The sequence below is a fragment of the Paucibacter sp. B2R-40 genome (genome assembly GCF_025717555.1).
GTDB lineage: Bacteria > Pseudomonadota > Gammaproteobacteria > Burkholderiales > Burkholderiaceae_C > Paucibacter_A.
The window spans coordinates 779,524-791,887 of the sequence record NZ_JAJIRP010000001.1 but is presented as its reverse complement, the minus strand read 5'-3'; the positions used below and the strand labels follow the sequence as shown (position 1 = coordinate 791,887).

Here is a 12,364-nt window from a genome sequence, read left to right as displayed (position 1 = left end):
GACTGAGATGTTGCGTCGCCTGCTGCTGGTCCTTGGTTTCTTGTGCCTGTGCTTGCCGGCATGGGCGCAAGAAGAAGTGAAAGTGCCGCCACTGACGGCGCGCGTGATCGACCAGACCGGCACGCTCAGCGCGGAGCAGCAAGCGGCGCTGAGTGCCAAGCTGGCCGCTTTTGAGGCCGAGGCTGGTTCGCAGTTGGTGATTCTGATCGTGCCGACGGTGGCGCCGGAGGACATCACGTCCTATGCGCAGCGAGTCGGCGACACCTGGAAGATCGGACGCAAGGACGTCGGCGACGGCCTGCTGCTGCTGGTCGCCAAGAACGACCGCAAGGTACGCATTGAGGTGGCCAAGACGCTGGAGGGCGCGGTGCCCGACCTGGCGGCGCGGCAGATCATTCAAAACGCCATCACGCCGGCCTTCAAGAAGAATGACTATGCGGGTGGCCTGAATTTGGCCGTTGACCAGTTGGCGATGCGCATACGCGGCGAAGAATTGCCGGCGCCGAAAAAACAGGGCGGCCAGGGTCAGCGGAGCAATGGCTTCAGCTTCGAAGAGCTGGGCGCGCTGTTCTTCATCGGTGTGCCGGTACTGGGCGGCATTCTGATCGGCATCTTCGGCCGCAAGCTGGGCAGCCTGCTGACCGGCGGCGCAGCCGGCGCGCTGGGTTGGTTTTTGATGTCCAGCTTGCTGGTGGCCGGCCTGGCCGGTATCGCGTCGATGATTCTCGTCGGCGTGATGGGCGTCGGTTCAGGTCGCGGTATTGGACGGCGCGGTGGTGGCTCAAGTGGCCCGGTGATCTGGGGCGGCGGTGGTGGAGGCGGCTTTGGCGGCGGCGGTGGCGGGGGGGGTGGTTTCTCTTCCGGTGGCGGCGGCGATTTTGGTGGCGGCGGCGCCTCGGGAGATTGGTAATGCCTCAGCAGCAAAAACAGCCGAAACCCCTTTTGAGTCGTTTGCTCAAGCACCGTTGGACTGATCAAGCCGACTTGGCCCGAGCACTACCGGCCATGGCAATCGCCGGCCTGGAAGCGGCGGTGCGCGCCAGCGAGGCGAGGCATAGCGGTGAAATTTGCATCTGCGTGGAGGCTGGCCTGCCGCTCTCCTATCTGAGCAAAAGGCTGAGCGCCCGGCAACGCGCGGTGACGCTGTTCGGCAAGCTGCGCGTCTGGGACACCGAAGCGAACAACGGCGTGCTGATTTACTTGCTGCTGGCCGATCAGGCAATTGAGATCGTCGCCGACCGCGGACTCAATGCGCGGGTCGGCGAGGCTCAATGGGCTGCCATTGTTGAGAGCCTACGCGGCCATCTGCGCCTGGGCCAATTCGAGCAAGGATTGAGGGCGGCCGTCGATGCCGTGGATGCCTTGCTGCAGGCCGAGTTTTCCCTGGCGCCCGGGCAAAGCAATCCAAATGAATTGGCAGATGCGGTGGTGATTCTCTAGCCAGCTTACTCAGGCCCTAATTGATCGGCCTGTGCTTGCTGCCGAATTGCTCGAGCAACGGCTTATGGCCTAAGGGCCCGAATTTCAGCTTGGGCTGTGGCACGGTGACATCCGGCAAATGCTTCAAGAGGTGACGGATCAAGGCCAGCCGACCGCGCCGCTGGTCATTGAAGTCCACCAGCGCCCAAGGCGCCTGACGCGTGTGAGTGGCATTCAGCATCACATCGCGCGCCGCGCCGTATTGCTTGTACAGGCGCCGCGCCTCCAGATCGATGGCCGACAACTTCCAGCGTTTCAGCGGGTCGGCCAAGCGTTCAGTGAAGCGCAGCTCCTGCTGTTCCTGGTCGACCGTCAGCCAATACTTGAACAGCAACACGCCATCATCCACCAGCATCTTTTCGAACACCGGCGCTTGCTTCAGGAACGCGGCCGTTTGGGCCGGCGTGCAAAAACCCATCACCGTCTCTACACCGGCGCGGTTGTACCAGCTCCGGTCAAACAGCGCGATTTCGCCGGCCGCCGGCAGATAGGGCACATAGCGCTGAAAGTACCATTCGCCGCGTTCACGGTCGCTCGGCTTGCCCAAGGCCACGGTGCGGCATTGGCGCGGGTTGAGGGTCTCGGAAATGGCCGAGATCACCCCGCCTTTGCCGGCAGTGTCTCGCCCCTCGACCAGCACCACCACGCGCTGTCCCTTTTGCAGCACCCACCTCGCCATCGCGTTGAGTTCCAGGTGCAAGGGCGCCAGTTGCTCGAGGTAGTCGCTCTTGCTGAGCTTGTCGGACTTGCCGCTGTTGGTCTTTGTCTCTTTCGTCTTGCTTGCCATCTTGGTCGCTCCCGCTTTGCAAGACAGCAGCTTAAGCCCTGCAAGGCCTGCAGGCCAAGCCGAGTCTGTCAGAGCAAGGTCAGTGTTTGCATTCCGGCCCAGCTTTCGCCTGCGCCCAAGCGCAAAGGCGTCTCGATCGCCGCCGCCTCGACACACAACATCTGCTTATAACCATCGGCCGGCATATCGGCCAGGGCGGCGCATTTCTCGGCGCCCGGGTTCCAGACCACCGCATCTTCAAAGCCTTGTTGCGCAATCTGCAGGCGCCGCTCAGTCGTCGCCAAGCTCTCCCTGAGCGTCAGGTTCTCACGCACGCGGTGGTAGATGCGATCAATTTGGCCGCCAGGCAGCAACAGGTCCACCCGCTGGACCTTCTCCATCTCGTCAACTGAATCCCAGTAGCGCATCGCGGTCAGGCCTTGCAAGCTGGTCGAGTCGATATCGGCGACACGCAAGTAACTGTGCAGCGCAGCGGTGAACTCGAACGCCTCTTCGCCCTTGTTCTCGCAAGCCAGCTCAATCTGGATTTCGCGCCCGCTGATGCGCACGCTCAGCTCCAGCTCGAAAGCGTGCGGCCAGAACATACGTGTCGCCGCATCATCGCTGAGGCGCAGCACGGCCAGCGCATCATCCTTGCCCTGCTCGGCCATCACCAGCGCCCAAGGCTTGGTGCGTGCAAAACCGTGGCGCTGCAAGGGGCCACGCGCTGCGAACTGCGGAAATATCACCGGCACCCCGCCGCGAATCGCCTGGCCCGAGGCGAATTCGGACTTGGGCGACATATAAAGCTGCTCTTCGGCGCCGGTCGGCTGCCAAGACACCAAGTGGCCGCCATGCAACAAGACGGTGGCGCGAGCGCCATCGGGGGCGACAAGTTCGATGGCGTCCATGCCATGAACACGGGAAAGGGCAAGGGGCTTGGACATGGCGTTCAACTTAGTGTTGTCTATGAAAAACGCCCGCCCAACTTGCGTCGGCGGGCGTTGAAAGCTCGAGCAGCGAAGCTCGGAACTATCAGTTTTTGCGGAACTTGCGCAGCGCAGCGATTTGAGCGGCCATCGCAGCGAACTCGCCTTGCGCCTTGGCAAAGTCGATATCGCTCTTGGCATTCTTCATCGCTTCTTCGGCCAGAGCCTTGGCTTCAACGGCCTTGGCTTCGTCCAGGTCCTTGCCGCGAATCGCGGTGTCGGCCAGAACGGTGACGCGGCCCGGTTGCACTTCCAGCAAGCCGCCAGCCACGAAGACAAACTCTTCCTGGCCATTGTCGGCGCGCTGGATGCGCACGGCACCCGGCTTGATGCGGGTGATCAGCGGCGCGTGGTTAGGCAAGATGCCCAACTCACCGCTTTCACCCGGCAGTGCAACAAACTTGGCTTCGCCGGAGAAGATCTGCTCTTCGGCGGAGACCACATCGACATGGATGGTTGCCATCTTGAATCTTCCTTAGCGTTGAGGTGGAGAACTGTGCTGAATCGGGGAGGTCTTGATCTCCCCGCTTTGATCAGCCCAGCTTCTTCGCCTTTTCAAACGCTTCGTCGATGGTGCCGACCATGTAGAAGGCCTGCTCTGGCAGGTGATCGCATTCGCCGGCAACAATCATCTTGAAGCCGCGGATGGTTTCCTTCAAAGGCACATACTTGCCAGGCGAGCCGGTGAAAACCTCGGCCACGTGGAAAGGCTGCGACAGGAAACGCTGGATCTTGCGAGCGCGGGACACCGACAGCTTGTCTTCAGGCGACAGCTCGTCCATACCCAGAATCGCAATAATGTCGCGCAGTTCCTTGTAGCGCTGCAGCACTTGCTGAACGCCACGGGCGGTCAGGTAATGCTCTTCGCCGACCACGTTCGGGTCCAGCTGACGCGAGGTCGAGTCGAGCGGGTCCACGGCGGGGTAGATACCCAGCGAAGCGATGTCACGCGACAGCACCACGGTGGAATCCAAGTGGGCGAAAGTCGTCGCAGGCGATGGGTCGGTCAAGTCATCCGCTGGCACGTAAACGGCCTGGATGGAAGTGATCGAGCCGACCTTGGTCGAAGTGATCCGCTCTTGCAAGCGGCCCATTTCTTCGGCCAGCGTTGGCTGGTAACCCACGGCGGAAGGCATACGACCCAGCAGCGCGGACACTTCGGTACCGGCCAAGGTGTAGCGATAGATGTTGTCCACGAAGAACAGCACATCCTTGCCTTCGTCACGGAAGGACTCGGCGATCGTCAGACCGGTCAAGGCCACGCGCAGACGGTTGCCTGGAGGCTCGTTCATCTGGCCGTAAACCATCGCGACCTTGGAATCTTCCAGGTTCTCGAGGTTCACCACGCCGGAATCGGCCATCTCGTGATAGAAGTCGTTACCTTCACGAGTCCGCTCGCCCACACCCGCAAACACCGACAGACCACTGTGGGCCTTGGCGATGTTGTTGATGAGTTCCATCATGTTCACGGTCTTGCCCACACCGGCACCACCGAACAGACCCACCTTGCCGCCCTTGGCGAACGGGCAGATCAAGTCAATCACCTTGATGCCGGTTTCCAGCAGCTCTTGCGACGGGCTCAGCTCGTCGTAAGCAGGCGCAGCGCGGTGGATGGAGGCGACTTGCGTCGCTGCCACGGGGCCGCGCTCGTCGATGGGCGCGCCCAGCACGTCCATGATGCGACCCAGGGTCGCCTTGCCGACTGGAACTTGAATGTTCTCACCGGTGTTGAAAACTTCGGTGCCGCGGCGCAGGCCGTCGGACGATCCCAAAGCGATGGTGCGCACGATTCCGTCGCCCAGCTGCTGCTGAACTTCCAGAGTCAGGGTGCTACCGTTCATCTTCAGCGCGTCATAGATCTTGGGCATCTGGCTGCGTGGGAATTCCACGTCCACCACGGCGCCAATGCACTGAACGATCTTGCCAACCGGGTTGGTTTGAGTGTTCGACATATCGATTCCTTAAAACAATCAGTATTCGTTGCGTATGGTTTGGCGACTGGCCGCTGACAATTTAGTTTCGGCCGTTCGCTTCCGCTCACTTAACTTTCGCGAGCGAAAGTTAGCCTTCTCTGAATCGCCACCGACTCATCAGCCTACGGCTGCTGCGCCGCTGACGATTTCACTCAACTCCTTGGTGATGGCTGCCTGGCGAGTCTTGTTATAGACCAGCTTCAGCTCACCAATCAAGGTGCCGGCGTTGTCGGTTGCGGCCTTCATCGCCACCATGCGTGCCGATTGCTCGGACGCCATATTTTCTGCCACGGCTTGATAGACCAGCGCTTCGGCATAACGCACCAACAGCTCGTCAATCACCGCTGCCGCGTCGGGCTCGTACAGATAGTCCCAAGCGTGAGCTGGGGAGCCATCGGCATTGGCCGTCTTCATGCTATCGGTCGTCAAAGGCAGCAACTGCTTGATGACGGTTTCCTGCTTCATCGTGTTGATGAATTGGGTGTAGCAGAGGTAAACGGCGCTGAGACGACCTTCGGCATATGCGTCGAGCAAAACCTTGACCGGGCCGACCAGCTTCTCGATATGCGGCTTGTCACCCAGATGCGTCACGTGAGCGACGACCTTGGCGCCAATACGGTTCATGAAGCCCAAGCCCTTGTTGCCGATGGCAACGACTTCGGCTTTTTGACCGGCAGCTTCAAGATCTTTCAGCTTGGTCGTGGTCGCACGCAACAAGTTGGTGTTCAAACCGCCGCAAAGGCCTTTGTCCGTCGTCACCACCACAAAGCCGGCCACTTTGGCGCCCGGGTTGGCGGTCAAGAAAGCATGCTTGTACTCGGGGTTAGCCTGGGCGAGATTGGCGGCGATGTTGCCGATCTTCTCGCTGTAAGGGCGACCCGCACGCATACGTTCCTGGGCCTTGCGCATCTTCGAGACCGAGACCATTTCCATGGCCTTGGTGATCTTCTTGGTGCCTTCGACCGACTTGATCTTGCCGCGAATTTCTTTGCTTGATGCCATGATTTCTCCTGTTCAGATGGGGCGGTTCAGTGACTGATCCGCCCCGTCATGGGCATTAAGCGAAAGATTTCTTGAACGCGGTGATTGCAGCGTTCAATTCGGCTTCGGCATCCTTGTCCATGGCCTTGTCGGCTTCCAGCTTGGCCAACAGAGCGGCGTGGCTGGTTTTCAGGAATTGATGCAGACCCGACTCGAAAGCCAGAACCTTGTTCACGGGCAGGCTGTCCATGAAACCCTTGTTGACCGCGTACAGCGTCGCGCCCATCAAGCTGATGGTTTGCGGCGAGTACTGAGCTTGCTTGAGCAACTCGGTCACGCGGGCACCACGGTCCAGCTGCTTGCGGGTGGACTCGTCCAGGTCGGAGGCGAACTGCGCGAACGCAGCCAATTCACGGTACTGGGCCAGGTCGGTACGGATACCGCCGGACAGGTTCTTGACCAACTTGGTTTGCGCAGCGCCACCGACTCGCGACACCGAAATACCGGCGTTGATCGCAGGGCGGATACCAGCGTTGAACAGCGAGGTCTCCAAGAAGATCTGGCCGTCGGTGATCGAAATCACGTTGGTTGGCACGAAAGCAGACACGTCACCGGCTTGCGTTTCAATGATTGGCAGTGCGGTCAAAGAACCGGTCTTGCCCTTCACTTCGCCCTTGGTGAAGGCTTCGACATAGTCGGCGTTCACGCGAGCGGCACGCTCCAGCAGACGGCTGTGGAGATAGAACACGTCGCCAGGATAAGCTTCACGGCCTGGTGGACGGCGCAGCAGCAGCGACACCTGACGGTAGGCCACGGCTTGCTTGGACAGATCGTCATAGACGATCAGCGCGTCTTGACCGCGGTCGCGGAAGTACTCGCCCATCGTGCAGCCGGAGTAGGCCGAGACGTACTGCATCGCCGCCGATTCGGAGGCCGAGGCCGCCACGACGATGGTGTAAGCCATCGCGCCGTTGGCTTCCAGAGCGCGCACCACGTTCTTGATCGACGAAGCCTTCTGGCCGATCGCAACGTAGACGCAGGTCATGTTCTGACCCTTCTGGTTGATGATGGCGTCGATCGCAACAGCCGTCTTACCGGTCTGGCGGTCACCAATGATCAGCTCGCGCTGACCACGGCCAACCGGCACCATCGAGTCAATCGACTTCAGGCCGGTCTGCATAGGCTGATCAACCGACTTACGGGCGATCACGCCTGGAGCGACCTTCTCGATCACGTCCGTCATCTTGGCGTTGATCGGGCCCTTGCCGTCGATGGGGTGACCCAAGGCATTGACCACACGGCCAATCAACTCAGGGCCGACCGGCACTTCCAGAATACGGCCCGTGCACTTGACGGTGTCGCCTTCGGAGATGTGCTCGTAGGCACCCAAAATCACGGCGCCGACCGAGTCGCGCTCGAGGTTCAGCGCCAGGCCGAAGGTCTGGCTGCCGTCAGCAGCAGCCGGGAACTCCAGCATTTCGCCTTGCATCACCTCGGACAAACCGTGGATGCGGACGATGCCGTCGGACACAGACACCACGGTGCCCTGGTTGCGGACGTCCGTCGAAGTGCCAAGGCCCTCGATGCGGCTCTTGATCAATTCGGAAATTTCAGCAGGATTCAGATTCATTGCTATAGCTCCCAGCTGGCCTGCGCTCGGTTTCCAGAGCGGTCGGCACAGGGATGAATGAAGGGTGAAATTGCGCTCAAGGCCTTATCAGGCCGTGAGCGCTACTTTCATGCGTTCCAGACGGTATTTGACCGAGGTGTCCAGCACCTCATCGCCAACCACCACCCGAATGCCGCCAATCAGTGACGGCTCCACGACGACTTGTGCATCGAGCTTGCGTGCGAAACGCTTCTCCAGCGACACCATGACGTCGGCCAATTGGGCTGCATCAAGGGGATAAGCGCTGTAGATCAAAGCGTCCGCGACACCCGCTGCGGCATTGGCCAAGACATGGAATTGCTGGACCACGGCGGGCAAAGCGCTCAAGCGACCGTTCGCGATGACCGTGCGCAGAAAGTTCTGCACGCCTTCGGCCAGATCGAGCTTGGCGGTTTGCGCGGTGACCGCGTAAACCTGCTCGGCCGTGGCCTTGGGATGATCAGCAAACGCAAGCAGCTCGGGCGCTCCGGCCACTTGGGCCAAGGCATCGAGCTGCAAGCCCCAAGCCTTGACGTCATGCTTGGCCGCTACTTGGTAGAGCGCTTCAGCGTAAGGTCGTGCAATGGTTGCGAGCTCGGCCATGCTTACAGCTCCGTCTTCAAGCGACCCAGCAACTCGGCGTGCACAGAGGCGTTGACCTCGCGCTGCAGAATTTGCTCGGCGCCCTTGACGGCCAGCGCGGCGACTTGCTCGCGCAAGACCTCGCGGGCACGCGTGGACAGGGCTTCAGCTTCCACCTGAGCGTCGGCCACGATCTTGGCGGCCTTCTCTTCGGCTTGGCCGGCCGCAGCCGCCACGATCGCTGCGGCACGCTTTTCAGCGTCAGCCAGCAGCTTGGTGGTTTCGCCGCGGGTCAGCGCCAGTTGCTCGTCGACCTTCTTGTTGGCGTTGGCCAACTCAGACTTGGCCTTGTCGGCCGCAGCCAGACCTTCGGCGATTTTTGCGGCGCGCTCATCCAAGGCCTTCATCATTGGAGGCCAGATGAAGCGCATGGTGAACCATACAAGGATCGCAAAAACGATCGCTTGCAGGAACAGTGTTGCGTTGATATTCACAGAGCTATCCTTTCAACCGTGAACGGTTGGCGCATCAATTAATTAGATGGCGAAAGGCTTGGCGAATGCGAACAGCAGAGCGATAGCCACACCAATCAGGAACGCAGCGTCGATCAGACCAGCCAAGATGAACATCTTGGTTTGCAGTTCGTTCATCAGTTCAGGCTGGCGAGCCGAAGCTTCCAGGAACTTGCCGCCCATCAAGGCGATACCGATAGAAGCGCCCAATGCGCCCAGACCAACGATGAGACCGCAAGCCAGTGCTACGAGACCGAGAATGTTTTCCATGATTTGCTCCAGAAGGAAAGGTAGGTAAAAAGAAAAGGAAAAGAAAGAAAAGAACTATCCGACGTTCGGTCGCCGATCAATGCTGATCGTGCGCCTGGCCCGTGTAGATCAAGGTCAGCATCATGAAGATGAAGGCCTGCAAGGTGATGATCAGGATGTGGAACAGCGTCCACACCGTACCAGCCACCAAATGGCCCAGACCCAGCCAGAAGCCACCCGACAGCGGGTTCAACTCCCAGGCCCAGACGCCACCCATCAGCGCGATCAGCATGAACACCAGCTCACCCGCAAACATATTGCCGAACAACCGCATGCCGTGCGAGACGGTCTTGGCAGCGAACTCGATCAGCTGCATCAGGAAGTTGATCGGATACAAGAACCATTTGTCGCCAAAGGGCGCGGCCAGCAGCTCATGCGTCCAGCCGCCAATGCCCTTGATCTTGATGCTGTAGAAAAAGCACATGATCAGCACGCTGGTCGACAAGCCCAAGGTGGTCGACAAGTCAGCCGTTGGCACCACACGCAGATAGGCGTGATGTGGGTCGTGACCCATGGAGCCGAAGATCTTGGCCCACAGGGTCGGCAGCAGATCGACCGGCAACATATCCATGAAGTTCATCAGGAAAATCCAGACAAACACGGTCAGCGCCAAGGGGCCGATCACCTTGCGGCTGGCGGCATTGTGGATCACGCCCTTGGCCTGGTTTTCGACCATTTCGGACAGGATTTCGACCGCAGCCTGGAAGCGGCCGGGAACGCCGGAAGTCGCCTTGCGCGCAGCGCGCCACAAGACAAAGCAACCCAAAACGCCCAGAACCAAGGCGTAAATCAGCGAATCCAGATTGAACAAGCTGAAATCAACGATGCTGGTCTGCTTGACCAGTTCACCCTTGAAATTCATCTGCATATGCTGCAGGTGATGCTGGATGTATTCCCCAGCGTTGGGCCCTTGCGCTAGGCCATGTTCTTCGGCTGCCATCGTTAGTTTCCGTCCTGCGTATTTACTTAACTTGACTCGTCCGACCCTGCCAAAGCAGAGCCATCCAATTAACTTTCAAGCATCCGACCAAACCCGCCAGCATCGCCAGCCAATTCAAATCCGACACCCAAACCGCTGCCACCGCCAAAATGGCAACAGCCGTCATGATCTTGATCAGCTCCCAGAACATAAACCCCAGCACTGCAGCAGCTGGCATTCCCCTGAAGAGCCCGGTCATCCCCCACGCCATCAAGGCATTGGGAAAAACCACCGCAGCCACACCCCAAAGAGCGGACCACGCTGTTTTGCCTTCACCAGTCAACAGATAAGCAAGCAAGGCAATCGCCAAACCCACCAAGACCTGAATCCCGACAATTCGCCAAACCGAAATCGGCGGGTGCTTCAGCCTCAAGGCCTGCGCTTGTTCCTGCGTCAGGGTCTTGAAAGGCAACTCCTCGGCCTCATCCTCTTTGACATCGCCCCACGCATCTTTTTGCTCATCCCAATCAGCGCCGGCCGGAGAGACTTTGGATCTTTCCGCTCGCACTGGTCTGGTCATAAACGTCTGATGAATGTCGGCAAAACCCAATGATTATATGTGGAAACCCGTAGGTTTCCGACAAGAGCCTCAGCAAAGGCTCAGGATGGCGCCGTGACTTCCGGCATGGGAAAGGCGGGCCGAGCTCAGAGTTTGAGTGAATTGGCCGGCAAGCCGGCCACCTCAACGCGCACTTCCAGCACACAGCCGGCCAGAGGCTGGGCCGCCAATTCCTCGACTGAGCGGCCCTCGCTGGCGGTGGTGATGTAGAGCGTGCGCAGGTTAGCACCTCCAAAAGTGGGCATGGTCGGGCAGCGCACCGGGAGGCGCAGCTCACGCAAGACCTGGCCCTCGGGCGACAGCCTCAGCAGGCGCTGGCCTTCAAACATCGCCACCCAGTAGCAACCCTCGACATCCACGGCGGCGCCGTCCGGGCGGCCACCATATTGATCCAAGGTCTCACCGGCCGCACGCGGGGCGAACTTGGCGAACAGCTGGCGCTCAGCAATCGTGCCGGCTGCGGCGTCAAAGTCCAGGACATAGATTTCATGCGCCTTGGTGTCGGACCAATACATACGGCGCTGATCCGGACTCCAGGCCACACCGTTGGAAGTCACGATGCCACCGGCCACGGATTCAAAGCCACCGTTGGCATAACGATACAGACCAGCGTTAGGGGCGCGCGCGTCATCAATGGTGCCAATCCAGAAACGGCCCTGCGCATCCGGCTTGCCGTCATTGAAGCGCTGCTTTGCACTGTCAAACGGAGCTGCCGCCAGTTGATGGTGTTCGCCGGTCTGCGTGTCCAGACGCCACAGGCCATTGCGCTGCGCCACCGCCAAGCCGCCGCCCTCAAGCAAGGCAATGCAGCCAGGCTCGCTGTCCAATTGCCAATGGCGCAACTCGCCGCTGGCCGGATCCAGCCGCAAAACCTGGCGCCTTGGAATATCGACGTAAAAAAGGCATTGCTCAGCGACGCTCCAAAGCGGCGATTCGCCCAAGGCGGCAACGGCCGGGCCGGCGGCCCCGATCTGGTAGAGCGCTGAGTCTGAAGCATTCATCTTGGCAAATTGATCTGGCGGCGCGATGAGGTGCGCAAACCGCGATGCTAAGGCCGTAACTCGACGTAACTCAACTCAAACCGCAATCAATCCAAATCGACCTTCAAATAATGTGCGCCCGGAATTGGGTTGAAGTAGTAGGGCGGCACCGACTCGAAACCCAGACTCTCGTACAAGCCGCGGGCCGATTCCATATCGTCCAGCGTATCCAACAGCATGGCCGAGTAGCCGGCCTGGGTGGCCGCGTCGATCAAGCCTTGCGCCAGCAAACGCCCCAAACCGAAGCGCCGAAATGCCGGCCGCACAAACAGGCGCTTCATTTCACAGGCATTGGCGTAATCCACATCGAGCAGCGGCCGAAAGCCACCGCAGCCTGCGACCTGACCGTCCACCAACGCCAAGAGCATGATGCCCCCGGGCGCTTCATATTGACCCGGCAGACATTGCAGTTCGGCCTCGAAGTCCTGAAAGCACAAATCAATGTCAAGGCTGGCGGCATAGTCGCGCAGGATCTGACGGGTCGATTCCCAATCGTCGGCCGAAGCGGGCGTGATGAGTGAAATATCAGGGCTATTCATGAAACAAG

The 12,364-nt window shown here is 59.9% G+C and carries 15 protein-coding genes; 2 read left to right on the top strand and 13 right to left on the bottom strand.

The annotated features are described in order from the left end of the window. Positions 1-7: 7 nt before the first annotated feature. Positions 8-910 (top strand): TPM domain-containing protein, encoded by a 903-nt coding sequence (locus tag LNV09_RS03525; protein WP_263555675.1) that lies wholly within the window; start codon positions 8-10, stop codon positions 908-910. Continuing rightward, a complete protein-coding gene (locus tag LNV09_RS03520) occupies positions 910-1,440 on the top strand; it encodes a TPM domain-containing protein (RefSeq protein WP_263555674.1) in 531 nt (176 codons plus the stop codon). Before LNV09_RS03525 ends, LNV09_RS03520 begins: the two co-directional genes overlap by 1 nt. Before the next feature lie 16 nt (positions 1,441-1,456). Here LNV09_RS03520 and ppk2 read toward each other — a convergent pair whose 3' ends face one another. The 13 genes from ppk2 to LNV09_RS03455 form a co-directional block, all read right to left on the bottom strand. Beyond that, the gene (ppk2, locus tag LNV09_RS03515; protein WP_263555673.1) at positions 1,457-2,266 is read right to left on the bottom strand and encodes a polyphosphate kinase 2; all 810 of its coding nucleotides are present in this window, start codon (positions 2,264-2,266) and stop codon (positions 1,457-1,459) included. Between the two features lie 68 nt (positions 2,267-2,334). After that, complete coding sequence (locus LNV09_RS03510; protein ID WP_263555672.1) at positions 2,335-3,192, bottom strand: D-hexose-6-phosphate mutarotase; 858 nt, start codon at positions 3,190-3,192, stop codon at positions 2,335-2,337. A gap of 88 nt (positions 3,193-3,280) precedes the next feature. Beyond that, a complete protein-coding gene (locus LNV09_RS03505; protein WP_263555671.1) occupies positions 3,281-3,697 on the bottom strand; it encodes a F0F1 ATP synthase subunit epsilon in 417 nt (138 codons plus the stop codon). A 70-nt stretch (positions 3,698-3,767) separates the two neighbouring features. Then, the gene (gene atpD / locus LNV09_RS03500) at positions 3,768-5,192 is read right to left on the bottom strand and encodes a F0F1 ATP synthase subunit beta (protein WP_411969212.1); all 1,425 of its coding nucleotides are present in this window, start codon (positions 5,190-5,192) and stop codon (positions 3,768-3,770) included. 132 nt (positions 5,193-5,324) lie between these two features. Next, positions 5,325-6,209 (bottom strand): F0F1 ATP synthase subunit gamma, encoded by an 885-nt coding sequence (atpG, locus tag LNV09_RS03495; RefSeq protein WP_263555669.1) that lies wholly within the window; start codon positions 6,207-6,209, stop codon positions 5,325-5,327. A gap of 55 nt (positions 6,210-6,264) precedes the next feature. Next, on the bottom strand, positions 6,265-7,818 hold the full coding sequence (gene atpA / locus LNV09_RS03490; protein WP_263555668.1) for a F0F1 ATP synthase subunit alpha: 1,554 nt from the start codon (positions 7,816-7,818) through the stop codon (positions 6,265-6,267). 87 nt (positions 7,819-7,905) lie between these two features. Next, positions 7,906-8,439 (bottom strand): F0F1 ATP synthase subunit delta, encoded by a 534-nt coding sequence (locus LNV09_RS03485; protein WP_263555667.1) that lies wholly within the window; start codon positions 8,437-8,439, stop codon positions 7,906-7,908. A 2-nt stretch (positions 8,440-8,441) separates the two neighbouring features. After that, positions 8,442-8,912 carry a F0F1 ATP synthase subunit B gene (locus LNV09_RS03480; protein ID WP_263555666.1) on the bottom strand — a complete coding sequence of 157 codons (471 nt, stop codon included), beginning with the start codon at positions 8,910-8,912 and terminating at the stop codon, positions 8,442-8,444. 42 nt (positions 8,913-8,954) lie between these two features. Further along, the gene (atpE, locus tag LNV09_RS03475; RefSeq protein ID WP_263532376.1) at positions 8,955-9,200 is read right to left on the bottom strand and encodes a F0F1 ATP synthase subunit C; all 246 of its coding nucleotides are present in this window, start codon (positions 9,198-9,200) and stop codon (positions 8,955-8,957) included. 76 nt (positions 9,201-9,276) lie between these two features. Continuing rightward, positions 9,277-10,179: a F0F1 ATP synthase subunit A gene (gene atpB / locus LNV09_RS03470; protein WP_263555665.1), complete on the bottom strand. Its 903-nt coding sequence runs from the start codon at positions 10,177-10,179 to the stop codon at positions 9,277-9,279. Positions 10,180-10,201: 22 nt separating this feature from the next. Then, the gene (locus LNV09_RS03465) at positions 10,202-10,768 is read right to left on the bottom strand and encodes an ATP synthase subunit I (protein ID WP_263555664.1); all 567 of its coding nucleotides are present in this window, start codon (positions 10,766-10,768) and stop codon (positions 10,202-10,204) included. 95 nt (positions 10,769-10,863) lie between these two features. Continuing rightward, positions 10,864-11,778 (bottom strand): SMP-30/gluconolactonase/LRE family protein, encoded by a 915-nt coding sequence (locus tag LNV09_RS03460; RefSeq protein ID WP_263555663.1) that lies wholly within the window; start codon positions 11,776-11,778, stop codon positions 10,864-10,866. An 86-nt stretch (positions 11,779-11,864) separates the two neighbouring features. Next, positions 11,865-12,356, bottom strand: coding sequence for a GNAT family N-acetyltransferase (locus tag LNV09_RS03455; RefSeq protein WP_263555662.1), 492 nt, complete (start codon positions 12,354-12,356; stop codon positions 11,865-11,867). Between the last annotated feature and the right edge of the window lie 8 nt (positions 12,357-12,364).